This window comes from Isoptericola dokdonensis DS-3 (assembly GCF_001636295.1).
In the GTDB taxonomy this organism is placed as follows: Bacteria; Actinomycetota; Actinomycetes; order Actinomycetales; family Cellulomonadaceae; genus Isoptericola; species Isoptericola dokdonensis.
Genome location: NZ_CP014209.1, coordinates 488,838 through 511,619 on the forward strand (window position 1 = coordinate 488,838; position 22,782 = coordinate 511,619).

General features: G+C 73.8%; 22 protein-coding genes, 6 tRNA genes and 2 pseudogenes. 16 read left to right on the plus strand and 14 right to left on the minus strand.

The window, feature by feature from the left end:
* Positions 1 to 44 precede the first annotated feature (44 nt).
* The gene (locus I598_RS02280) at positions 45 to 983 is read left to right on the plus strand and encodes a hypothetical protein (RefSeq protein ID WP_068200923.1); all 939 of its coding nucleotides are present in this window, start codon (positions 45 to 47) and stop codon (positions 981 to 983) included.
* Positions 984 to 1,111: 128 nt separating this feature from the next.
* Here I598_RS02280 and I598_RS02285 read toward each other — a convergent pair whose 3' ends face one another.
* The 4 genes from I598_RS02285 to I598_RS02300 form a co-directional block, all read right to left on the minus strand.
* Positions 1,112 to 3,256 (minus strand): 3-hydroxyacyl-CoA dehydrogenase NAD-binding domain-containing protein, encoded by a 2,145-nt coding sequence (locus tag I598_RS02285; protein ID WP_068200925.1) that lies wholly within the window; start codon positions 3,254 to 3,256, stop codon positions 1,112 to 1,114.
* A gap of 5 nt (positions 3,257 to 3,261) precedes the next feature.
* Positions 3,262 to 4,530, minus strand: a complete 1,269-nt coding sequence (locus tag I598_RS02290) for a thiolase family protein (RefSeq protein ID WP_068200926.1) — start codon at positions 4,528 to 4,530, stop codon at positions 3,262 to 3,264.
* 147 nt (positions 4,531 to 4,677) lie between these two features.
* A complete protein-coding gene (locus I598_RS02295; protein WP_068200927.1) occupies positions 4,678 to 5,904 on the minus strand; it encodes an HRDC domain-containing protein in 1,227 nt (408 codons plus the stop codon).
* Entirely contained in the window at positions 5,901 to 6,482 is a 582-nt protein-coding gene (locus I598_RS02300) for a DUF3000 domain-containing protein (protein ID WP_068200929.1), read from the minus strand. Before I598_RS02300 ends, I598_RS02295 begins: the two co-directional genes overlap by 4 nt.
* 216 nt (positions 6,483 to 6,698) lie before the next feature.
* Here I598_RS02300 and gndA point away from each other — a divergent pair, with 216 nt between their 5' ends.
* From gndA to cuyB, 4 genes are read left to right on the plus strand one after another with little or no spacing between them, the layout of a single operon-like run.
* Positions 6,699 to 8,135 carry an NADP-dependent phosphogluconate dehydrogenase gene (gndA, locus tag I598_RS02305; RefSeq protein ID WP_068200931.1) on the plus strand — a complete coding sequence of 479 codons (1,437 nt, stop codon included), beginning with the start codon at positions 6,699 to 6,701 and terminating at the stop codon, positions 8,133 to 8,135.
* Positions 8,136 to 8,142: 7 nt separating this feature from the next.
* Positions 8,143 to 9,474, plus strand: coding sequence for a carboxylate--amine ligase (locus I598_RS02310; RefSeq protein ID WP_068200934.1), 1,332 nt, complete (start codon positions 8,143 to 8,145; stop codon positions 9,472 to 9,474).
* Entirely contained in the window at positions 9,471 to 10,772 is a 1,302-nt protein-coding gene (locus I598_RS02315) for a carboxylate--amine ligase (RefSeq protein ID WP_068200936.1), read from the plus strand. Before I598_RS02310 ends, I598_RS02315 begins: the two co-directional genes overlap by 4 nt.
* On the plus strand, positions 10,769 to 11,497 hold the full coding sequence (gene cuyB / locus I598_RS02320; protein ID WP_068200940.1) for a cysteate racemase: 729 nt from the start codon (positions 10,769 to 10,771) through the stop codon (positions 11,495 to 11,497). The genes I598_RS02315 and cuyB overlap by 4 nt, the downstream gene beginning before the upstream one ends.
* Positions 11,498 to 11,543: 46 nt before the next feature.
* On the opposite strand, the gene I598_RS02325 is transcribed toward cuyB, so the two are convergent.
* Together I598_RS02325 and I598_RS02330 are read right to left on the minus strand one after the other, a co-directional pair.
* Positions 11,544 to 12,035 (minus strand): hypothetical protein, encoded by a 492-nt coding sequence (locus tag I598_RS02325; protein ID WP_068200942.1) that lies wholly within the window; start codon positions 12,033 to 12,035, stop codon positions 11,544 to 11,546.
* Between the two features lie 41 nt (positions 12,036 to 12,076).
* Positions 12,077 to 12,856 carry a dihydrofolate reductase family protein gene (locus tag I598_RS02330; RefSeq protein ID WP_232314233.1) on the minus strand — a complete coding sequence of 260 codons (780 nt, stop codon included), beginning with the start codon at positions 12,854 to 12,856 and terminating at the stop codon, positions 12,077 to 12,079.
* Positions 12,857 to 12,894: 38 nt separating this feature from the next.
* On the opposite strand from I598_RS02330, the gene zapE reads away from it, so the two are divergent.
* The gene (gene zapE / locus I598_RS02335) at positions 12,895 to 13,968 is read left to right on the plus strand and encodes a cell division protein ZapE (RefSeq protein ID WP_068200944.1); all 1,074 of its coding nucleotides are present in this window, start codon (positions 12,895 to 12,897) and stop codon (positions 13,966 to 13,968) included.
* Positions 13,969 to 13,972: 4 nt separating this feature from the next.
* On the opposite strand, the gene I598_RS02340 is transcribed toward zapE, so the two are convergent.
* Positions 13,973 to 15,490, minus strand: coding sequence for an alpha-amylase family protein (locus I598_RS02340; RefSeq protein WP_157557140.1), 1,518 nt, complete (start codon positions 15,488 to 15,490; stop codon positions 13,973 to 13,975).
* Between the two features lie 308 nt (positions 15,491 to 15,798).
* On the opposite strand from I598_RS02340, the gene I598_RS02345 reads away from it, so the two are divergent.
* Positions 15,799 to 16,032 (plus strand): hypothetical protein, encoded by a 234-nt coding sequence (locus tag I598_RS02345; RefSeq protein ID WP_068200947.1) that lies wholly within the window; start codon positions 15,799 to 15,801, stop codon positions 16,030 to 16,032.
* Between the two features lie 18 nt (positions 16,033 to 16,050).
* Here I598_RS02345 and I598_RS02350 read toward each other — a convergent pair whose 3' ends face one another.
* The 7 genes from I598_RS02350 to I598_RS02380 all read right to left on the minus strand — a co-directional run bounded on the left by I598_RS02350 (position 16,051) and on the right by I598_RS02380 (position 17,449).
* Complete coding sequence (locus tag I598_RS02350; protein WP_068200949.1) at positions 16,051 to 16,338, minus strand: hypothetical protein; 288 nt, start codon at positions 16,336 to 16,338, stop codon at positions 16,051 to 16,053.
* Positions 16,339 to 16,441: 103 nt separating this feature from the next.
* A tRNA-Val gene (locus I598_RS02355) sits at positions 16,442 to 16,516 on the minus strand.
* Position 16,517: 1 nt separating this feature from the next.
* Positions 16,518 to 16,593, minus strand: a tRNA-Gly gene (locus tag I598_RS02360).
* Positions 16,594 to 16,705: 112 nt separating this feature from the next.
* Positions 16,706 to 17,062 (minus strand): DUF2277 domain-containing protein, encoded by a 357-nt coding sequence (locus tag I598_RS02365; protein ID WP_068200950.1) that lies wholly within the window; start codon positions 17,060 to 17,062, stop codon positions 16,706 to 16,708.
* Between the two features lie 110 nt (positions 17,063 to 17,172).
* Positions 17,173 to 17,247: transfer RNA gene (locus I598_RS02370), tRNA-Val, on the minus strand.
* A 1-nt stretch (position 17,248) separates the two neighbouring features.
* Positions 17,249 to 17,319: transfer RNA gene (locus I598_RS02375), tRNA-Cys, on the minus strand.
* A gap of 57 nt (positions 17,320 to 17,376) precedes the next feature.
* Positions 17,377 to 17,449: transfer RNA gene (locus I598_RS02380), tRNA-Gly, on the minus strand.
* A 113-nt stretch (positions 17,450 to 17,562) separates the two neighbouring features.
* Here I598_RS02380 and I598_RS02385 point away from each other — a divergent pair.
* The 9 genes and pseudogenes from I598_RS02385 (at position 17,563) to I598_RS02415 (ending at position 22,765) form a co-directional block, all read left to right on the plus strand.
* The gene (locus I598_RS02385) at positions 17,563 to 18,645 is read left to right on the plus strand and encodes a chorismate-binding protein (RefSeq protein ID WP_068200952.1); all 1,083 of its coding nucleotides are present in this window, start codon (positions 17,563 to 17,565) and stop codon (positions 18,643 to 18,645) included.
* A 47-nt stretch (positions 18,646 to 18,692) separates the two neighbouring features.
* Positions 18,693 to 19,070, plus strand: a complete 378-nt coding sequence (locus I598_RS02390; RefSeq protein ID WP_068200953.1) for a VOC family protein — start codon at positions 18,693 to 18,695, stop codon at positions 19,068 to 19,070.
* A gap of 52 nt (positions 19,071 to 19,122) precedes the next feature.
* Positions 19,123 to 19,734: a dihydrofolate reductase family protein gene (locus I598_RS02395; protein ID WP_068200955.1), complete on the plus strand. Its 612-nt coding sequence runs from the start codon at positions 19,123 to 19,125 to the stop codon at positions 19,732 to 19,734.
* A 5-nt stretch (positions 19,735 to 19,739) separates the two neighbouring features.
* Complete coding sequence (locus I598_RS02400; protein WP_068200956.1) at positions 19,740 to 20,606, plus strand: aminotransferase class IV; 867 nt, start codon at positions 19,740 to 19,742, stop codon at positions 20,604 to 20,606.
* A 97-nt stretch (positions 20,607 to 20,703) separates the two neighbouring features.
* Positions 20,704 to 20,775 (plus strand) — tRNA-Val (locus tag I598_RS02405).
* 62 nt (positions 20,776 to 20,837) lie between these two features.
* A pseudogene (locus I598_RS17990) lies at positions 20,838 to 21,010 on the plus strand (IS30 family transposase); the annotation flags it as partial.
* Between the two features lie 141 nt (positions 21,011 to 21,151).
* Positions 21,152 to 21,401, plus strand: a pseudogene (locus I598_RS17335) (integrase core domain-containing protein); the annotation flags it as partial.
* Between the two features lie 169 nt (positions 21,402 to 21,570).
* Positions 21,571 to 22,002: a hypothetical protein gene (locus I598_RS02410; protein WP_068200958.1), complete on the plus strand. Its 432-nt coding sequence runs from the start codon at positions 21,571 to 21,573 to the stop codon at positions 22,000 to 22,002.
* 10 nt (positions 22,003 to 22,012) lie between these two features.
* A complete protein-coding gene (locus I598_RS02415) occupies positions 22,013 to 22,765 on the plus strand; it encodes an ATP-binding cassette domain-containing protein (RefSeq protein ID WP_068200961.1) in 753 nt (250 codons plus the stop codon).
* Positions 22,766 to 22,782: the final 17 nt, after the last annotated feature.

Genomic DNA, 22,782 nt, shown 5'->3' on the forward strand with positions numbered 1-22,782 from the left:
GTCCTACGGTTGCGCCCCGCGCCGGTCGTCCCGATAGTCGGAGGGTGCCGACGCTGAGGGAGGTCGCCGCCGAGCTCTACGCCCTGGGGCCGGGCGAGCTGGTCGCCGCCCGCGACGTGCGGGCGCGCGAGCTGCGGTCGCACGACGAGGACCTCGTCCGCCGGGTCAAGGCGCTGCGCAAGCCGTCGACGGCGGCGTGGGTGGTCAACCTGCTCGCGCGCAGCGACCCCGGACAGGTGGAGCAGGTCGTCGAGCTGGGGGCGGCGTTCCGCGCCGCGCAGTCCGACCTCGACGGGCCGCGGCTGCGCGAGCTCACCACGCAGCGGCGTCGTCTCACGGCCGCCGTCACGGCCCGGGCGTGCGAGCTCGCGGCAGACCAGGGCGTCAGCGTGTCCGGTGCGGTCACGGCCCAGGTCACCTCCACGATCACGGCCGCGATGATCGACGACGACGCCGGGCGCGCCGTGCGCAGCGGGCTGCTGGTCACGGCGCTCCAGGCGACCGGGATCGGTCGGGCCGACGTCGCCGGATCCGTGGCCGTGCCGGACGAGCTGGGCATCGCCGACGTCAAGGACGACCGCCCACGCCATCTGCACGCGGTCCCGGACCCGCCGTCGTCGCGGCGGTCCGCGCGGTCCCGGGGAAGAACGCGTGACGACACGGCGGGCGAGGCTGCGGCGCGGGCCCTCGCCGAGGCCCGTCGGGCGTTGGTCGACGCCGAGGAGGACGTGACCGCCGCCGAGGCGGCGAGCTCAGCCGCCGGCGCCGAGGCGGACCGGCTCGACGCGGTCACGCGCCGGCTCGACGAGGAGCGGACGGCCCTGCGGCGACGACTCGCCGTGCTCGAGGGCGAGGCGGAGAGCGCCGACGGCGAGCGGCGCGCCGCCGAACGGGTCCGTCGGCGGGCCGAGCGCACCCTCGCCGACGCCGTCCGGCGCCGCGACGAGGCGGCCGACCTGGTCCGCGACCGCGAGCAGGGGTAGCGACGGCCCGCGCCGTCGCCGACGCACCGGTGGCCCGGTCCCGAGGTCGGGACCGGGCCACCGGCGGTTCGGCGCTCCGGGAGGGTCGTGTCAGGTGACCGTGAGGAGGTCCCGGAGCGACCGGTCGATCAGGCCGCGGGGACGTTCGCGACGCCGTCGGGCAGGATGCGCCGGCCGAGCAGGCGCTCGGAGTACCCCGTGCGGTCCAGGTACGGCGTGATGCCGCCGGTGTGGAAGCCCCACCCGGCGCCGAGGATCATGCACAGGTCGATCTGCGACGGGTCGGCCACGACCCGCTCGGTGAGCATGTGCCCGATCTCGACGGTGAGGGCGCCGAGGACGGAGTCCAGGACGCCGGCCTCGTCGAGCACCGGGGTACCGGCGCGGCCGGTGGAACCGGCGGGCAGCGCCTCGCCGAACACCGACTGGATCGCCGGGTCGACAGGCTTGTGCATCCCGGGCGCCGGGGCGTCGAGCACCACGCGGGTGCCGTCGGCGACGAGCTTCTCCAGGCCGGGGGAGCGGGGGAACCGGTCGCCCAGGTCCTCGCGCAGCGAGGTGAGCACGTGCAGGCCGACGGCGGGGCCGACGAGGTCGAACAGCTCGAACGTCGGCATCGGGAAGCCGAGCGGCGCGAGCGCGCGGTCGGCCACCTCGACCGACGTGCCGTTCTCGACGGCCTCGACGACCTTGCCCATGACGAGCACGAGCAGCCGGTTGACGACGAACCCGGGCCGGTCGGCGACCAGCACCGCCGTCTTGCGCAGCTTCTTCGTGATGGCGAACGCGGTGGCCAGCGCCTCGTCGGAGGTCTTCTCCGCCTTGACGACCTCGACCAGCGGCATCTGCGCGACGGGGTTGAAGAAGTGGATGCCGACGACCCGCTCGGGGTGGCGCAGGTCGGAGGCCATCTCGGTGATCGACAGCGCCGAGGTGTTCGTCGCGAGGATCGTGTCCGGCGAGACGACGTCCTCGAGCTCGGCGAACACCTTCTTCTTCAGGCCCATGACCTCGGTGACGGCCTCGACGACGACGTCGCACGAGGCGAACTCGCCGATCTCGGTCGTGCCCGTGACGGACGCGACGATGCGGGCGGCCACCTCGGGCGTCATGCGGCCGCGACCGACCAGCTTCTCGGTGGTCGCGCGGACGAACCCGAGACCCTTCTCGACGCGCTCGGCGTCGAGGTCCCGCATGACGACGGGCACGCCGAGCCGCTGCGAGACCAGCAGCGCGATCTGCGCGGCCATGAGGCCCGCGCCGACGATCCCGACCCGGGTGATCGGACGGGCGAGGTCGGAGGCGGGTGCGCCCTTCGGCTTCTTGCCGCCCGAGGTGAGGCCGAACGCGTAGACGGACGCCCGCATCTCGTCGGACATGATGAGGTCCGCCAGGGCCTCGTCCTCGGCGGCGAAGGCCTCGGCGCGGGTCGCGGTGCGCGCGCCGGCCAGGAGGTCGAGCGCCCGGTACGGCGCCGGGCGCGAGCCCGCCACGAGGTGGTCGAGCTGCTTGCGGGCGCCCGCGACGACGGCGTCCCACACGGGCTCCGGGTCGAGGTCGCGGCGCGCGGGGACGACGTCGCCGCGCAGGACGCTCGCCGCCCACGAGATCGAGCGCTCGAGGAAGTCGGCGGCCTCGAAGAGCTCGTCGACGAGGCCGATCTTCAGCGCCTCGGCGGGCTTGTACGGCTTGTTGGCGGCCGGCCGGGTGAGGATCACCTCGACGGCCTTCTCGATGCCGACCAGGCGCGGCACGAGGTAGGCGCCGCCCCAGCCGGGGACGAGGCCGAGCCCGGTCTCCGGCAGGCCGAGGGCCGCGGCGTCGGACGCGACGGTGCGGTAGTCGCAGTTGAGCGCGACCTCGAGGCCGCCGCCGAGCGCGAGGCCGTTGACGAACGCGAACGTGGGCACGCCCATGGTGTGCAGCAGCTCGTAGGCGGCGTGGCCGGCGCGGCCCAGCTCCAGGGCCTGCTCGTGGGAGGTCACGGCGCTGACGCCGAGCAGGTCGGCGCCCGCGGCGAGGAAGTACGGCTTGCCGGTGACCGCGACAGCGGCGATCTCGCCGGCCGCGGCGCGGCGCTGCAGCGTGGTCAGCGCCGTGGTGAGCTCGGCCAGGCCCTCGGGGCCCAGGGTGCTTGGCTTGGTGTGGTCGAGCCCGTTGTCCAGCGTGACCAGGGCGAGCACGCCCTGCCCGCCCGGCAGCTCGACGTCCGCGACGAGGGAGTGCGTGACCCGCTCGGCCCGCACGGCGGGGGTGTCGGTGGTGGTGGTCATCGTGCTCAGCCCTCCGTGGTCGGGACGTGGCCCGAGTAGTCGGCGTGGTGCGGGTTCTCCCAGATCACGGTGCCGCCCTGGCCCAGGCCCACGCACATCGTCGTGAGGCCGTAGCGGACCTCGGGGTGCTGGGCGAACTGGCGCGCGAGCTGCGTCATGAGGCGCACGCCCGAGCTGGCCAGGGGGTGCCCGACGGCGATCGCGCCGCCGTACGGGTTGACCCGCGGGTCGTCGTCGGCGATGCCGTAGTGGTCGAGGAAGCTGAGCACCTGGACGGCGAACGCCTCGTTGATCTCGAACAGGCCGATGTCGTCGATGCTCAGCCCGGCCTGGGCGAGCGCCTTGTCGGTGGCGGGCACGGGACCGTAGCCCATGATCTCCGCCGGGACGCCGGCGAAGGCGGACGACACGAGGCGCATCGCGACCGGCAGGCCGAGCTCGTCCGCGGTGTCGCCCGCGGCGAGCAGCGCGACGGTGGCGCCGTCGGTGAGCGGGGAGGCGTTGCCCGCGGTGACCCGGCCGCCGGGACGGAACGGGGTCTTGAGGTCCGCGATGCCCTCGACCGTGGTGCCGGGTCGCGGCAGCTCGTCGGTCTGGGCCAGCGTCCAGCCGGTGCCCTCGCGGCGGGTCGCCACGGGCACGATCTCCGGACCGATGTCGCCGTTGGCCAGCGCCTTGGCGTACTTGGCCTGGGTGTTGACCGCGTATGCGTCCGCGCGCTCCTTGGTCAGGTGCGGGAACCGGTCGTGCAGGTTCTCGGCGGTGACGCCCATGTTGAGGGCGTCCGGCGCGACGAGCTTCTCGGCGACGAACCGCGGGTTGGGGTCCGCGTCCAGGCCCATCGGGTGGCGGCCCATGTGCTCGACGCCGCCCGCGAGGACGACGTCCGCCGAGCCGACCGCGATGGTGGCGGCGGTGTTGGTGACGGCCGTCATGGCGCCGGCGCACATGCGGTCGATGGCGTAGCCCGGGACGGACGTGGGCAGGCCCGCGAGGATCGCGGTGGTGCGGCCGAGGGTGAGGCCCTGGTCGCCCTGCTGCGTCGTCGCGGCGACGGCGACCTCGTCCACGCGCTCCGGCGGCAGCTCGGGGTGGCGGCGCAGCAGCTCGCGCATCGCCTTGACGACGAGGTCGTCGGCGCGGGTCCCGGCGAGCAGGCCGTCGGGCCTGGCCTTGCCGAAGGGGGTGCGCACGCCCTCGACGAAGACGACGTCGCGCAGCGCGCGTCGTGCCGGGTCGCGGGTGGTGGTGCCGGCCTGGTGGGCCACGGTCATGGCAGCTCCGTCCGTTGCGATGGTCTCTGCGACGGTGCGCGGGAGCATCGTCGCTCAGGGGCGGAGATCAGGTCCGCTCCCGGTACACGCTACCGCGAGTACCGGGAACAGCATAGGCCATCTGATACCGGGTATCAGCCGCCGTCGTCAGGCGTCGGCGAAGGCGTCCGCGAGCGGACCGGCGAGCAGGCCGACCTGCCACGGTCGCGCCTGCCGCTCGAGGAGGAAGTCGCCGACGGCGGCCGCGGTCGCGGGCTCCGGGGGAGCCCAGCACAGGCGCCGCAGGGCGTCCGGCTGCAGCAGGTTCTCCGCCGGGACGGACAGCTCCTCGGTCAGCCGCGTCACGACGTCGCGGGCCAGGTCGAGGCGGCGTGCTGCGACGGGGTCTCGGTCCGCCCAGGCGCGCGGCGGCGGGGGGCCGTCGCTGCGCGGGCCCCGCAGGCTCGGCAGGGCCGACTCCGGCAGGGCGAGCGCCTCGTCGATCGCGCGCTGCCAGGCGGGGGCCCGGCGTCGCGCACCCTTGGAGGCGAACTCCGGCAGCGCGACGAGCTGCGGCACCGTGCGCGGCAGCGCGTTCGCCGCCGCGATGATCGCCCGGTCCGCCAGAACGCGGCCGGGCGAGACGTCCCGGCGCCGGGCCGCGTCGTCGCGCGCCTCCCACAGAGAGCGGACCACGGCCAGCCGGCGCCGGTCGCGCACCGTGTGGGTGCCCGACGTCCGGCGCCACGGGTCCACCTGCGGCGCGGGCGGCGGCAGGGTGCGCACGTGCTCGAACTCCTGCGCGGCCCACTCCGTCTTGCCCGCCTCGTCGAGCCGGGCGGCGAGCACGTCGCGCACCTCGACCAGCACCTCGACGTCCAGCGCCGCGTAGCGGAGCCAGTCCTCGGGCAGCGGGCGTGTCGACCAGTCGACGGCCGAGTGCTCCTTGGCCAGGCCCAGGCCCAGGGTGTCCGCCACGACCGCCGCCAGGCCGACGCGTGGCATCCCCAGCAGCCGGGCGGCGAGCTCGGTGTCGAACACGCGGGCGGGACGCAGACCGTGCTCGCCGAACCCGGGCAGGTCCTGCGACGCGGCGTGCAGCACCCACTCGACGTCGCCGACGGCCGCGGCCAGGCCGGACAGGTCCGGCAGCCCCACGGGGTCGATGAGGGCCGTCCCGGCGTCCGCGCGGCGCACCTGCACCAGGTAGGTGGCCTGGCCGTAGCGGTAGCCGGACGCCCGCTCGGCGTCGGCGGCGACCGGTCCCGACCCGGCCGCGAACGCGTCGACCACCCGGGCGAGCCCGGCGGGGGTGGACACCACCGGTCCGACGCCGTCGGCCGGTTCGGTGAGGGGGACGACGTCGGGGTCGACCGAGGGCACGCCGGAGCTCATGGCCCCACGGTACGTCGTCGGACGTCCAGGGCGGTCACGCCGTCGGGCAGCGGGGGCAGGCCCCCGGCGGTCGACATGAGGTCCGCCCACACCTCCAGGTGCGCGCCGAGATCGGTGTCCGTGGGGGTCCAGGAGGCCCGGATCTCGAGATCGACGGCGTCCGGGGTGGCGCCGAGCGCGCCGTAGGAGCTCGACAGCACCCGGGTCACGGTCCCGCCGGCCGCCACCGCGCCGACCCCGGCCGCCTCCAGGTTCTCCGTCACCCACGTCCACGCGACGTCGCCGAGCAGGTCCTCCGCGGCGAGCTCCGCCTCGAGCTGCGTCCGCACCAGGGTGACCACGCGGAAGTCGCCGCGCCACGCGTCCTGGCCGGCGGGGTCGTGCAGGACGACGAACCGGCCCGTGGCGACCTCCTCGTCCTCCGCGACGACCTCGCCCTCGACGGCCAGGCTGAACGGCGCCACCCGGGTCGGCCCCGGGATCTCGACGAGGCGGACCTCCGGGCGGGTCCGGCGGCCCCGGAGCGACGCCAGGGCGGCGGCGAAGCGTTCCGGTACCTCGGGCGGGTGGGCGCTCACGCAGGTCACGGTACGCCTGCCCGCCGACGACGCCGTGGCGCCGTGCCGGTCGGCCGTCTCCTGTCACGTCCCTCCGGGTGGCGCCGGGAGGGAAGCGCTGTCCGGATGACGGCACCCTCGCGGAGCCCCTCCGCGGTCCGACTAGGCTGGTCGAGGCCCACCGGGTCGCCGCCCCCGGGCGGCCCCGGGACGTTCTCGTCAAGGAAGCAGGAAGCGATGACAGCACGAGCCCAGATCGGTGTCACCGGACTCGCGGTGATGGGGCGCAACCTCGCGCGCAACTTCGCGCGTCACGGCTACACGGTGGCGGTGCACAACCGCAGCTTCGCCAAGACGCAGTCCCTGATGGACGAGGCGGGCGGCGAGGGCGACCTCGTCCCCTCGGAGTCGATGGCCGACTTCGTCGCCTCGCTCGAGCGCCCCCGCAAGGTCGTCGTCATGGTCAAGGCCGGCGCCGCGACCGACGCCGTCATCGACGAGCTCGTGCCGCTGCTGGAGGAGGGCGACATCGTCGTCGACGCCGGCAACGCGCACTTCCCGGACACCATCCGCCGCGAGGAGGCGCTGCGCGCCCAGGGCCTGCACTTCGTCGGCACCGGCGTGTCCGGCGGCGAGGAGGGTGCCCTGCTCGGCCCGTCGATCATGCCCGGCGGCACCCGCGAGTCCTACGAGTCCCTCGGCCCGATCCTCGAGGCGATCTCCGCCAAGGTCGACGGCACCCCGTGCTGCACCTACGTCGGCCCGAACGGCGCCGGCCACTTCGTGAAGATGGTGCACAACGGCATCGAGTACGCCGACATGCAGCTCATCGCCGAGGCCTACGACCTGCTCAAGCAGGGCCTGGGGGCGTCCGCCGCCGAGATCGGCCAGATCTTCGCCGAGTGGAACACGGGCGACCTCGAGTCGTTCCTCATCGAGATCACCGCCGACGTCCTGCAGCACGTCGACGCCGAGACCGGCGCCGCGTTCGTCGACATCGTGCTCGACCAGGCCGAGCAGAAGGGCACCGGTCGCTGGACCGTGCAGAACGGCCTCGACCTGGGCGTGCCGATCACCGGCATCGCCGAGGCGACGTTCGCCCGCGCCCTGTCGGGCTCCGTGCCGCAGCGCGAGGCCGGGCGCGCCGCCCTGCCGGCGCACGCCACCGCCCTCGAGGTCACCGACCGCGACTCCTTCGTCGAGGACGTCCGTCGCGCCCTCTACGCCTCCAAGGTCGTCGCCTACTCCCAGGGCTTCGACCAGATCGCCGCCGCCTCGGCCGAGAACGGCTGGGACATCGACCGCGGCGCCATGGCCCGCATCTGGCGCGGCGGCTGCATCATCCGAGCCCGGTTCCTCAACCGGATCACCGAGGCGTACGAGCGCGACCCGCAGCTCTCCCTGCTGCTCGCCGACCCGTACTTCACCGACGCCGTCGGCGAGGGCCTGGCGGCCTGGCGTCGTGTCGTCGCGCAGGCCGCGACCGCGGGCATCCCGGCCCCGGCGTTCTCGTCGTCGCTGTCCTACTACGACGGCGTGCGGGCCGAGCGGCTGCCGGCCGCGCTGATCCAGGCGCAGCGCGACTTCTTCGGCGCGCACACCTACCGGCGCACCGACCGCGACGGCACGTTCCACACCCAGTGGTCGGGCGACCGCACCGAGCAGGAGGCGTGACGCACCCGTGACCACCCCCCAGTCGGGACCCGGGGCCGGCGGCCCCGGGTTCCACCCCGTGATCGTCGGGTCGGACATCGGCGTCTACGCGCTGACCCGGTCCTTCCACGAGGCCTACGGCCTGCGCACGACCGTCGTCGCGTTCGCCGAGCCGGGTCCGATCGCGCACTCCCAGCTCATCGACACGGTGCTGTCCGGCACCGGTGCTGCCGAGATCGTGGCGACCCTCGAGAAGGTCGCGGCGGACCGCCGTGCCGCCGGGCACGCCGAGCCGCTGCTGCTGCAGTCCAACATGGACTGGGTGGTGCGGATCCTCGCGCACCACCGCGGCGCCCTGGAGGCCGCGGGCTACGTGCTGCCCTACGCCGACGTCGACCTCATCGACCGCATCTGCGACAAGGCCGAGTTCTCGGCCGTGTGCGCCGAGCTCGGCATCCCCACGCCGGCGACCGTGATCCAGGACTTCGCCGACGCGCAGGCCGAGGGCTGGCGCCCCCAGCCCGTCGCGTTCGACTACCCGGTCATCGCCAAGCCCGCCTCCAGCGCGGACTACCACGACGTGCAGTTCGCCGGGAAGAAGAAGATCTACGAGATCGCCTCCCGCGACGAGCTGGACAGCCTGTGGGGCTCCCTGCGCCGCGCCGGCTTCACCGGCCGGTTCCTCGTCCAGGAGATGATCCCGGGCGACGACACCCAGATGCGGTCGGTGACCACGTACTCGGACACCTCGGGCCGTGTCACCCTGCGCTGCTCGGCGCGCGTGCTCCTGGAGGAGCGCACTCCGGCGGCGCGCGGCAACCCGTCGGCGATGATCGTCGAGCCGATCGCGGAGATCCTCGACGCCGCGCAGCGGATCTGCGAGCACACCGGCTGGCGCGGCTTCGCGAACTTCGACGTCAAGCTCGACCCGCGTGACGGCGTCTTCAAGTTCTTCGAGCAGAACCCCCGCATCGGGCGCAACAACTACTACCTCACCGCGGGCGGGCAGAACCCGACCGAGGTGCTGGTGGACGACGTGATCCACGGGGTCCGCCGCGAGCCCGTCACCGCCTCGCGCGAGGTCCTGTACTGCGTGGTCCCGCACCGCCTCCTGCGCCGCTACGTGCTCGACGAGGGCCTGCGTGCCCGCGTCGTGGGGCTCATGCGCACCGGTCGCACGGTGCACCCGCTGCGCTACTCCGCCGATGCCGCGCCGCGGCGCCGCCTGTACGTGCTGACGGCCCTGGTCAACCACGTGCGCAAGTACCGCCGCTACTACCCGACGAGCGCCCTCGAGGCGAACCACGCCGCCGCGCAGCGGGCCACCGCCCGTCGCACGGCCGGGAAGGGGAGCCTGTGACCCGCCGCCTGCAGCCGGTCGTCCTCGGCGGCGACATCGGCGCGTACTCGCTGGCCCGGGCCTTCCACGAGGCGTACGGCGTCAAGCCGGTCGTCGTGTCCGGCATGTCGACCGGGCTCGTGCGGCACTCGCGGATCCTGCACCACGTCGCCGAGCCGGCGATCGACGACCCGGCCGCCATCGTGGCGCGGCTGCGCACCATCGCCGACGAGCACCCGGACGCCGACCTCATCGCCGTCGGCTCCGCGGACTGGCTCGTGCGCACGCTCGTGCAGAACCGCCACCTCCTGGAGGACCGGTACACGATCCCCTACGTCGGTGAGGAGCTGCTGCTGCAGCTCACCGACAAGGAGGGGTTCGGCGACCTGTGCGCCGAGCTCGGCATCGCACACCCCACCACGGTGATCCACAAGATCGGGGGCCACGACGCCTCGGACACGGCCGGCGAGCCCGACACCTCCGGCCTGACGTTCCCCGTCATCGCGAAGGCGGCCAGCACGGCCGCCTACCACGACGTCGAGTTCGCCGGGAAGAAGAAGGTGTTCCTCGTGGACACCCGCGCCGAGCTCGTCGAGCTGCTGGAGCGGGTGCGCGTCGCCGGGTACGTCGGGGCGTTCGTCGTCCAGGACTACATCCCGGGCGACGACTCCGGCATGCGGATCCTCACCTGCTACTCCGACGCGTCCGGCAAGGTGCGGTTCTCCGCGTTCGGGCACGTGCTCCTCGAGGAGCACACCCCCGGCGCGCTCGGGAACCCGGCGGGCATCATCACGCAGCAGCAGACCGAGGTCGTCGAGCAGGCCACCCGCCTGCTCGAGCACGTCGGCTGGACGGGGTTCGCGAACTTCGACCTCAAGTACGACCCGCGCGACGGCCGGTACGTGTTCTTCGAGCTCAACCCGCGCCTGGGCCGCTCGAACTTCTACATCACCGCCGCCGGCGCCAACGCGGTGACGTTCTACGTGCACGAGCACCTGCGCGGTCTCGACCCCGACCCGCGCGCCGTGCTCGGGTCCGACGTCACGCTGTCGCCGACCGGCGAGCTGGAGGACCGGCACCTGTACACGGTGCTGCCCGGCGCCCTGCTGCGCCGGTACGTGGCCGACCCGCAGGTCCGGGCCGAGGCCCGCCGGCTCGCGCGGTCCGGCCGCTCGACGAACCCGCTGTGGTACCGGGCCGAGACCGACCCGCGCCGCATCGCGTACCTCGTGGTCGCCCAGCTCAACCAGTGGCGCAAGTACTCCCGCCACTACCCCCTGGCCGAGTCCCGGCGACTCGCCTGGAAGGGCACGGCGTGAGCGAGCAGCTCCCCGACCCGACGCCGCCGGTCGGAGTGATCGGCGGCGTCGGGCCGCTCGCCACGGCGTACTTCCTGCAGCGCGTCGTGCAGCTCACCGACGCGGCCCGCGACCAGGAGCACGTCGACCTCGTCGTGCTCAACCACGCCACCATCCCGGACCGCACCGACTTCGTGCTCGGCCGGTCGGCCGCCGACCCCGGCCCCGTGCTCGCCCGCGACGCGGCCCGCCTGGAGGCGTTCGGGGTCAGCTTCCTCGTCATGCCGTGCAACACGGCGCACTACTTCACCCAGCAGGTGCTCGACGCGATCACCGTGCCGTTCGTGTCGATCGTGGACGTCACCGTGGCCGCCGCCCGGGAGCGGGCGCCCGGCGCCACCGCCGTCGGGCTGCTCGCCACCGCCGGCACCGTCGCGTCCGGCGTCTACCGTGACGCGTTCGCCGTCCACGGCATCGACGTCATCACCCCGGACGACGCCGACCAGGCGCTCGTCAACGAGGTCATCTACGACCAGGTCAAGGCCGGGCTGCCGGCCGACCCCGCGACCCTGCGCGCGGTGGCCGGGCGCCTCGTCGAGCGCGGCGCCGGCGTCGTCGTGCTGGGCTGCACCGAGCTGTCCGTCGCCGCGGTCGACCACGACCTGCTCGCCGAGCCGCCGTTCCTCGACTCCATGGACGAGCTCGTCCGCGCCACGATCTCGCGGGCCGGGCACCGGGTGCGCTGAGCGCCCCGACCGGTCCCGGCCGGCCGAGCCCGCGGGGGCCTCCGCCTCAGCCGAGCTCGGAGGTGCCCGCGTACAGGTGCAGCACCGGGACGTGCAGCTCCTCGCGGGCGCGCGACGCCCAGTCGGTGTGGAAGGTGTCCTCGACGGCGTGCGGGTAGGTCACCACCACGACCTCGTCGCCGCCTGCGGCGACGGCGGCCGAAAGCGCCGGCAGCGGGTCGTCCTGCGTGACCTCGCCGGTCGCGGTCGCACCGGTGGCGCGCAGCGCCTCGACCGACTCGACGACCTGCTCGCCCGCGCTGCGGGTCGCGGCCTCGGGGCTGGGCTCTCGCCCGACGAGCTCGGACCAGGCCTCGCGCAGCTCCAGCATGCCCAGGTGGTCCAGCACCGAGGACACGACGTTGTGCTCCGTGTCGGCCGGGACGAGCACGCGGTACGTGACCTCGGTGTCGGGGTGCAACGACGTGATGTGGGTCACGTCGGCGGTGGTCAGGGCGTCCTCGGTGAGGACCACGACGGTCAGCGCGGTGTCGGACATGGCGCCAACCTACGGCACGGTCACGGCCCGTGCGAGGGGTGTCACGAGCCCTGGCGGTCGATCTCCCACCGCGCCACCAGGGTGCCGCCGTCCGAGGCCAGCAGGTGCCCCAGCGTCGCGTCGTGCAGCCGTGCCGCCGGGGCGTGCCCGTGACCGACGGGCGCGACGATGCGGCCCGGACCGACCCCGGCGAGCTGCGGCGTCGTCGTGACGCAGAGCTCGTCGACCAGGTCGGCCGCCAGCAGGGAACCGAGCAGGTGCGGCCCGCCCTCGCTCAGCACGTGGCGCAGCCCGGCCGCCGCGAGCACGTCCAGGCCCGCCGCGAGGTCGACGTGAGCCACGTCGCCGGGCACCACGACGGCCCGGTCGCCGACGGCCGCGCGGGCGCTCGCGGCGCCCGCCTCGCCGGTCACGACCCAGGGGGTCCGGTCGCCGTCGAGCAGCGCCGGCGGCACCAGCCCGCGCCGGGTCACCAGCGCCAGCTCGAGCGGGGCCGACGACAGGTGCGCCAGGTCGCGGGGACGGTTGAGCTGTCCGTAGGACTCGGCGCGGGCCGTGCCCGCCCCGACGAGCACGACGTCGGCCAGCGCGCGCAGCACGCGGAACACCCGCCAGTCGGCGGCGTCGTTGATCGACCCGCTCACGCCGTCGTCGCCCCAGGCGCCGCCGTCCACGGTCGAGACCATGTTGACCCGCAGGTGGCGTGCCGGGGTCGGCCGGTAGAGCTCGGCGAGCCGGGCCTCGCCCGGTTCGGGCGGGACGTCGGACACCTCGGGGCGCAGCAGGTGCAGGGGCGGCAGGTCGCGCGTGGTGGAACTCACAGCCGTCAGGCTACGCGGCCCACGTAGGCTGGATCTTCGTGACAGCCGTGCAGTCCCCGGACTCGACCACCGTGACCGCCTCGCTCGTCGCGGTGCGTCCCACCGTCTCGACGGACCGGCTGCTCGCCGACCTCGTCCCGCCGCCGCACTTCGAGCGCGCACGGTTCGCGACGTACCGCGCGAACCCCGACCACCCCAGCCAGGCTGCCACGCTCGCGCGGCTGCAGGAGGTCGCCGCCGAGATCGCGGCCCCCGCGCCGTCCGGGCTGAAGGCGCTGCTCGGCCGCCGCCGCGCCGCCCCGGCCGTCTACATGGACGGCGGGTTCGGCGTCGGCAAGACGCACCTGCTCACCTCCCTCACCCATGCCGTCACCGAGGCGCTCGGGGAGGGCACGGCCGCCTACGGGACGTTCGTGGAGTACACCAACCTCGTGGGCGCGCTCGGGTTCCTGCCCACGGTCGAGGCGCTCGCGACCCGGCGCCTGGTCTGCATCGACGAGTTCGAGCTCGACGACCCCGGCGACACCGTGCTCATGTCCCGCCTCCTGCGCGAGCTCGCCGACCGCGGCGTCGCGCTCGCCGCGACCTCCAACACGCTGCCCGACGCGCTGGGGGAGGGCCGGTTCGCCGCCGAGGACTTCCTGCGCGAGATCCAGGCGCTCGCGGCGCGCTTCGAGGTGCTGCGCGTCGACGGCGACGACTACCGGCACCGCGCCGTCGTCACGGACGCCGATCCGCTGCCCCTCGCGACCGTCCGGTCGGTCGTCGCGGCGACGCCGGGTGCGGTGCTCGACGACCTCGGCGACCTGCTCGCCCACCTCGCGACCGTGCACCCGAGCCGGTACGGCGCGCTGCTCGACGGGGTGCGCCTCGTCGGCCTGACGGGCTTCGGGCCGGTGACCCGCCAGGAGGTCGCGCTGCGGCTCGTCGTGCTCGTCGACCGGCTGTACGACCGGGACGTCCCCGTCCTGCTCGCCGGGGTCGACGGCGCCGACCAGCGCGCCCTGTTCACCCCGGAGATGCTGGCCGGCGGGTACCGCAAGAAGTACTACCGCGCGCTGTCGCGGCTGGGGGCGCTGGCCCAGGAGGGGCGGGCGCTCGCCGGCGTCTGAGCCGTCACAGCTCGTCCGCGGGCTCCTCGTGCAGGACGACGGCGCCCCGTCCCGGCACCCGGAGCCCGCCGTCCGCCACGGCCGTGGCGTCGTGCCACGCGGCCACCACGCCCCACGTCGAGGACGTCGTCGGCAGCCGCCGGGCGAGGTCGACGGTGCGGGGCTCCCGGGCGAGCACGAGGACCAGCGCCGTGCGTCCCCGGCGCACGACGACGACGTCGTCCTCCGCCGTGGCGTCGAGGTCGTCCTGGACGTCGTGGAGTGCTGCCGCGCGCAGCGTGAGCAGCGTCCGGGTCCAGTCCCGCAGCCGCCGCGACGACGTCTCGGGGCAGCCCAGGGGGACGTGCTCGGTGTCGAGGACGACGGGCGTGCCCGCCAGGAGACTGGTCGCCAGCATGATGGCGCGGTCGTCGCCGTCGGGGTCGGGATCCCTCGACCCGACATCGGCCAGGGCCCACGGCAGTGCGCGGGCGGCGGCCGGGAGCCGGGTCAGCTCGCTCACCAGCACCGGTCCCGAGCGCTGGGTCGCGCGGTAGGCGCGACGCAGGCTGGGCGGGGCGTCCCGGGGCGGTGCGCCGACGTTCGCGGTGTCGGTCGAGAGCTGCTTGATCAGGCCGGACGGGTCGGTGAGCCGTCCCTCGAGGAGCTCGCGCACGAGGCCCGCCAGCCGGTCGCTCATGCCACGCCCGTCGGTGAGGAGGGCGCGGTGGCGACCCGTGCTCGCGCCGATCGCCTGGACCGCCTCGGCGAGCTCGCCGAGGAACGGCGCCGCGGACCGGTCGACGAGCACGTCGAGGTCGAGCAGCAGCCCGTCGACGTGGAACGACGTGAGCCAGCGTCGGGCGTCGGCGACGAGGAAGTCGCGGGGGCCGCGCGAACCGGACCCGTCGAGGTTGATCCGGGGCGTGTCGCTGCGGGCGGCGGTACCCGGCCGGGGCCCGATCCGGGAGCCCGCGGCGTAGGGGCCGAAGGCGTGCAGGCCGAGCGCGTCGGCGACGGCCCAACGGTGGGGGAGGTCCATGACGACGGCCAGGCCGGCCCGGTGCGCGGCGTCGACGAAGCGGGCGAGGGCCGCGGGGCCTCCGTACGGCCCGTGCACGGCGAACAGGCGCACGCCCGCGGCGGGACCGCGGACCGGGTCGAACTGGGCGACGGGGGCGAGCTCGACCGCCTCGACGCCGAGCGCGGCGGCCTGGGGGAGCAGCGCGGCGGCGGAGTCGAGGTCGCCCTCGGGGGTGGCCCGGGTGATGTCGAGGTGCAGCAGGACGCCGCGGGTGAGGTGGGCGCCGGTCCAGGCGGCGTCCGTCCAGGGGAAGTCCTCGTCGAGCACGCGGCCGGGTCCGTGGACACCGTGCGGCAGGGACGTGCTGCACGGGTCGGGCACGGGTGGGCCGCCGTCGACGGAGAACGCGTAGTCCGTCCCGACGGCGAGCTCGTCGTCGCCGCGCCAGTAGCCGGGCTCGTGGGCGCCCACGAGCCGCAGGGGTTCACGCAGGGCGGGCCCTGCGGGCTGGGGGAGCACCACCTCGACGGTGTGCGCTCGGGGGGCCCAGACCATCGGCCGCCGACCGGGCCACGAGTCCCGTGGACGTGACGCAGGAGCTCGGGTCCCGGCGGCGAAGCCGGCCTCACGGGCTGGATCGGCGTCGGTCACGAGGCACACCATAGCCCTGTCGTCGCCCCGGGCGCCTCGGGTGACCGCCCGCTGGGAGACCGGTTTCGGCCCGTGCGTGTCGGGCTCGTGTCGGAACCATGTCGGGACCGTACCGAGGTCAAAAATACTGTGCCAAGCGGAGGCGAGCGGCGTCGCTCCCTGGTAGATGTGGCCTCATGATGACCGACAGCCAGGACACCGGCCCCACCCGGGCACGGTCACTCCTCGACGAGTCGATCGCCTCGCAGGCGCGGATCGCGCCTCGACGCCGGTCGGCGACAGACCCGCACGGAGACCCGCGACCCGGGGGAGACGCCACCAAGGCCCCCACCTCGCTCTCGCAGAGCGAGCGGCGCCCCATCGAAGGATCGTCGAGCGGTCACTCCTGGGACGACCCCGACGAGCTCTGAGCCCTGTGGGGGTACGCGTCAGCGCGGCAGGCGGTCCGCGCCGACGGTGATGAGGCGCGGCATGCCGGCGGGCGCCACCTCGCTGAGCGCCAGGTAGCGCGCCTCCGCGCGGTGCAGCCGGATGTGCTCGTCGAGCGACCACTGCGGGCCGTTCGTCAGCACCATGCCGCACGAGCAGTCGATCTCGACCCTGCCGTCGTCGAGGTGGCGCACCTGCCCCACGGTGACGTGGGCGGCCCGGGCCCGTGCCTTCGCCTCGTGCATCGCCGCGGACACGGCGGTCGGGCTGTCAGGGGTCGTCGTCATCAGGGGCGAGCCTACCGGGCGCGCCGGCCGTGGCGCCGATGGCCGTGCAGGCCCGGCCCGGGCACGACGAAGGCCCCGGAGGAGTCCTCCGGGGCCTTGCGTGTGGTGGGCGATACTGGGATCGAACCAGTGACCTCTTCCGTGTCAGGGAAGCGCGCTACCGCTGCGCCAATCGCCCGTGGAGCGGATGACGAGACTCGAACTCGCGACATCCACCTTGGCAAGGTGGTGCTCTACCAACTGAGCTACATCCGCACGACCGGGTTTTCGGGCTGTTGCCCTGCGTTCCGGCGCCTGGTGAACAGTACTTGACCCCGGGCCCGGAGGTCCAATCGCGCCCGGTGTGACCTGCGCCGCTACCGTCCGGTCACGAGGCGGCGGCCTCGTGCTGCTCCTCGTGGTCGTGCTCGTGGTCGTGCGGCAGGCCTGCCTCGTGGGCGGCGCGGTGGGCGGCCTCCCGCGCGGCGATGCGTTCCTGCACCTCGGGGCGTCGCAGCGGCGGCACCGTCGGCGGCGGGGTCCGGCGTGCCGGCAGCTCGGCGAGGAGCGCGGTGACGATCTCGGTGATCTGCGCGGCCGCGGCCTCGCAGGGCTCGCGGGTGGCCGGGGCGGCGTCGTAGGCGACGCCCGTGACCTTCTTGACGAACTGGGCGGCGGCGGCCTCGATCTCCTCGCCGGTGGCCGGCGGTTCGAGGCCTCGCAGGGTGGTGATGTTGCGGCACATGCCACAGACGCTACGCCGCACGCGGTCGCGGCGCAGGCTGTCGGGGCCGCGCTCGGGCCGGGTGGCTCGTGGCACGCGAAAGGCCCCGGACGTCGTGTCCGGGGCCTTGCTGGTGGGCGATACTGGGATCGAACCAGTGACCTCTTCCGTGTCAGGGAAGCGCGCTACCGCTGCGCCAATCGCCCGAGGTGGGTACGGGATTCGAACCCGTGTATACGGCTTTGCAGGCCGCTGCCTCGCCTCTCGGCCAACCCACCACCTTGAGACGTGCTCGCCGGGCCTCGTCTCCGAGACGGCCGGGGAACGGGCCTCCGAGCGGATGACGAGACTCGAACTCGCGACATCCACCTTGGCAAGGTGGTGCTCTACCAACTGAGCTACATCCGCGCGACCGGCGTTTCGGGGCTGCCCCCTGCGTTCCGGCGCGAACAGAACATTAGTGGACCGATCGTGAATCCGTCCAATCGCCCCGCGGTGCGGCGCTGGCATAGCGTTGCGCCGTGCTTCCCCCGACCTCCTGGGCCTCCTTCGGCGGCCGCGTGGCCTCCGACGTCGTGGAGTGCGTGGACCTCACGGCGCACCCGGAGCGTCTCGCGGAGCCCGGACCGTGGTTCGTCGTCGTCGACTTCGAGGCCTACGGGCGCGGCGGGCGGGCTCGCGCCTGGCGTTTCGCGCGGGTGTCCGCCGCGGTGCCGGCCTCCCGGCCGGTGGCCTGGAGCGGACCGCACCCGCGCAGCTGGCGCAGCTCGCTGGACCGCCCGGCGTACGAGGCGGCCGTGGAGACGGTCCGCGCCCACGTGCGCGAGGGCACCGTGTACCAGGTGAACGTCTGCCGGGTGCTTGAGGCGCCGCTGGCCGGCACCGACGGCGGCGAGCCGGACGCCCGGGCCCTCGCGGCCCGGCTCGCCACGGGCAACCCCGCCCCCTACGCCGCGGCCGTGCACGTGCCGGCGGCCAGCGGCGTCGACCCCGTGTGGGTCGTGTCCGCCTCGCCCGAGCTCTACCTGTCCCTCGACGCCGGTGCGCTCGGCTCGGGGCCGATCAAGGGCACCGCCCCGACCGCCGACGGGCTCACCGCGAAGGACCGCGCGGAGAACGTCATGATCACCGACCTGGTGCGCAACGACCTCCAGCAGGTGTGCGAGCCCGGCACGGTGACGGTCACCGACCTGCTGGGCGTCGAGGAGCACCCCGGCCTCGTCCACCTCGTCTCCCGGGTGCACGGACGGCTCGCCGCCGACGTCGCCGCCACGCCCGACCGGTGGGCCCGGGTGCTGGCCGCGACGTTCCCTCCCGGGTCCGTCTCCGGCGCGCCCAAGTCTACGGCGCTGCGCCTCATCGACGACCTCGAGACCGCGCCCCGCGGCCCCTACTGCGGGGCGGTCGGGTGGGTCGACGGCGACCGTGCCGAGCTCGCCGTCGGCATCCGCACCTTCTGGTGGGACGACGGCGTCCTGCGGTTCGGCACGGGCGCCGGCATCACCTGGGGCTCCGACGCCGCGGCCGAGTGGCGCGAGACCGAGCTCAAGGCCGCTCGGCTCGTCGGGCTGGCCTCCGGCCCCGCCGACGACGCGCGTCCCTGACGCCGGGGCTACCGTGGTCGGGACGACCCTCGACGACGGAGGCCGACATGACAGCACTGTGGCTGACCCTGCGGTACCGCGACCCGGCCGCCGCCCTGAGGTGGCTGCTCGCCCTCGGCTTCACCGAGCGCGCCGTGCACCGCTCGCCGGACGACCCCGGCGCCGTCGTGCACGCCGAGCTCGACTGGCCCGGCGGCGGCGGGCTCATGCTCGGCCTCGCCCACGAGAGCCCCGAGTGGCCGCAGCAGCCCGGCACGGGTGGCGCCTACCTCGTCGTCGACGACGTCGACGCCGCGTTCGCGACGGCCGTCGCCGCGGGTGGTCGTCCCGTCGCGTCGCCGCGGGACGTCGACTACGGCGGACGGACAGCCGCGGTGGCGGACGCCGAGGGCAACCTGTGGAGCCTCGGCACCTACCGGCCCTGACACCCGGCGGGCCGACCGATGAGTCCGCCCGGAGGTGACGGTCGGTACCGGCATGAGCATCGTGACCTGTGACATCGCCGTGTCCCTCGACGGCTTCGCGGCCGGGCCGCACCCCACGCGCGAGCTCCCCTTCGGGGACGTCGTCGGCACCGGCGAGGTGCTGCACTCCTGGATGTTCGACCACCACGCCGACGACCACCGCCAGGAGATCGCGGCGATCCTCGACGCCGGCGCCTACGTCATGGGTCGCGGCATGTTCTCGCCCGACACCGGGCCGTGGGACCTCGACTGGACCGGATGGTGGGGCGACGAGCCCCCGTACCGGGCACCCGTCCTCGTGCTCACCCACCACGAGCGCGCGCCCCTGACGCTGGGGGAGACCACCTTCCACTTCGTCACCGGCGGCCTCGAGGACGCCATGGCGCGGGCGCGGCACGCCGCGGGGGACCGGCCCGTGTCCGTCGCCGGTGGCGCCGGGCTGGTCAACCAGTGCCTGCGCGCCGGTGTCATCGACGAGCTGCGGCTGCACGTCGTGCCCGCCGTCCTCGACGTCCCCGGCGCGACGCGCCTCTTCGACGGCGTCGGACGCCACGACCTCGAGGCCGTCGGGGCGCGCTGGACACCCGAGGTGACCCACCTCACCTACCGGCGTCGGGCAGACTGAGGTCCATGACTCTCGTGATCTGGGCCGAAGGCCGACTGGTCGGGTCCGACGAGGCCGCGCTGAGCGCGGTCGACCACGGCATCACCGTGGGGGACGGCGTGTTCGAGACCTGCACCGTGCTCGACGGCCGGGTGTTCGCCCTGACCCGGCACCTCGCGCGCCTCGCACGCTCCGCCCGCGGGCTCGGCCTCGAGGCCCCCGACGAGCAGAAGGTCCGCGACGGCGTCGCCGCGGTCCTGGCCGCCGCCACCCACGAGGCCGGCCCCTTCGACGGGCGGCTGCGGATCACCGTCACCGCCGGGGTCGGGCCGCTCGGCTCCGGGCGGGTGCCCGGCGCGCAGACGGTCGTGGTCGCCGCCCAGGACGGCGCGATGGCGCCCGAGTCGCACTCGGCCCGCTCACCCTGGCCCCGCAACGAACGGTCCCCGATCGCCGGGCTCAAGACGACGTCGTACGCGGAGAACGTGGTGGCGCTCGCGGACGCGAAGGCCAAGGGCGCCGACGAGTCGATCCTGCCCAACACCGTCGGGGCGCTCTGCGAGGGCACGGGCTCGAACGTGTTCGTCGAAGGGGGCGGCGAGCTGCTGACGCCGCCCCTGGAGTCCGGCTGCCTGGCCGGCATCACCCGCGCCCTGGTGCTCGAGTGGGGCGCCGAGGCGGGCCTGCCCGTGCGCGAAGCGGCCCTCGACGAGCTGCCCTTCAGCGTCCTCGACGACGTCACCGCCGGCCGGGCGCAGCTCGCCCTGACCTCCTCGGGGCGCAACGTGCAACCCGTGACGTGGCTCGACGGCGCACCCGTCGCCGCGGGGGAGATCACCCTGGCCGTGCGGGAGGTGTTCGAGAAGAACTGTCGCGAGCGCCTCGACCCCTGACCCGGCGGGGGTGACGTCGCTCGGCGGGCTGTGGGGCGCGTCGCAGTCGTCCGGTTTGGACCCGGACGGGATCCGTGACTAGTATCGACCTCGCACCGGGCGATTGGCGCAGTGGTAGCGCGCTTCGTTCACACCGAAGAGGTCACTGGTTCGAACCCAGTATCGCCCACAGAGAAAGGCCCCCTGACCAGCAGAAATGCTGGGTAAGGGGGCCTTTCGCTTTGCCGGGTGGAGTACTTCCCCAAGGGCACCGACCTGTCCCGCTGGAGCGACAGCGAGGTCCAGGCCGTGGCCGCCGCGCTCAACCGCGACCCCGAACGATCCTCGGCTGGAAGACGCCCGCCGAGGCCTTCGAGGAATACGTACGATCGACCCAGACAACCGGTGTTGCCACGACCTGTTGAACTCGCCCCCCCCGCTGACCAGGAGTGATGCTCGACCGTATGACACCGCCCCCTCCTCCAGGGTCAGGTGGCACAAGAATCCAGTTGTCCGCCTCCGCGGAACGCGGGACACACCACCTCCACTGAACCCGGGGCGCAACAACGGTCGGCGACGCCTACGACACCAGCGTGATGGATACGATCAACGGCCTCTACAAGGCCGAGTGCATCCGCACCACCGTGTTCCAGCCCAGCCCCTACAAGACGATCGCGGACGTCGAGTTCGCGACCGCCGGCTGGGTCGACTGGTACAACAACCGCCGCCTCCACTCGAGCCTGCGCCACCTCCCCGCCCATCGAGTTCGAGCAGGCCCACTGCGCTGCTCTCAAGCGAGAGCCGCAACCCGTATGAGAGCGGCGTCAAACCTGGGGCGCTTGAGTCTCGCGCGATGGGCTCCTGGACATCGACGCAGTTCATGAGCATGTTCTGCCCTCGAGACCGAGTTGTCACGCATGTCACGACCTGTCACTATCTGCTCGATCCCACACCGGGGTTGCTGACAGACGACACTGGGAGAACTGTGTTCCGCAAGGTGGCTGCAACGGTTTCAACGACCCTCGTCCTTCTGCTCGCCGGCGCTGGCGCCGCTCAGGCGGAGGGAAGCTTCAACTCCTACATCAGCGGTTGGTTCACCGGAATCACGTCTCGCACGTGGTCGGACAACAACACTGACTCAGCCGCGACGACCATCCGGTTCTCCGGCTGCACCTGGCAGCAGGAGCCCGTTCCTGGGTCGGTGTCGAGCGCAACCGTCATGCTTGTCCGAGTGCGCGACCTGGCGCCGGATTCCGACGTCTCCGCCAAGACTCTGGCCTGCACGGCAAGCTCAGGCTCCACCGGCAACTGGGGCGACGTCAGCAAGTCGGACTACAAGTTCCGCCTGACCAAGATCAACGGTTCGACGACGACCAACTACCAGCTCGCAGTGAAGACTGTGGCAGTCAAGTACTGATCGGCGTCTCATGATCCAGTTCGACAGGGTGACCTACCGGTACGGGCGGGCCGACCGTAGCGTCCTCGATCACTTCACGTGGGACGTCTCGCGCGGCAGGACGGTACTGCTGGGTCCGAATGGTGCCGGCAAGTCCACCCTGCTCGGCCTCGGTGCTGGGGCGTTCGCGCCCCAGCACGGGTCCGTGCACGTGCCCGGGGTCGACCGGTCGCAACGCTCGCGAGCGCGGCGGCGAACGTGGGCGGGCGTGGTCGGTTGGATGCCGCAGGACGTCCGCGCGGTGCGAGGGCTTACAGCGCGTGAGCAGGTTGCCTACGCAGGTTGGTTGCGCGGTCTGACGCGGTCGGACGCATGGGAGCGCGCAGCTGCCGCTCTCGAAGCCGTGGACCTCGTCGCCGAGACCGATCGTCAGACCTCCGCGCTGTCGGGTGGGCAGTTGCGTCGTGTCGGCATTGCCGAGGCGCTCGTCCCGGGACCGTCGGTCCTGCTGCTCGACGAGCCGACCGTCGGGCTCGATCCTGGGCAGCGGGCACGGGTACGTGACTTGCTGGTGGACCTTCCCGGCGTTCAGACACTCGTGGTCTCCACCCATCAGGTGGATGACTTGTCCGAGATCTTCGACCATGTCGCGGTCCTCCAACGAGGCGCGCTCCGATTCACCGGCGACGTACCGACCTTCCTCGAGCACGGCGACCCTGGAGCGGACGTGGCTCGCCGGGCGGAGACGGCATTTCGGACCCTGGTGCCGGAGAGCGCAGCATGAGGGCACGGTCGCGGCTC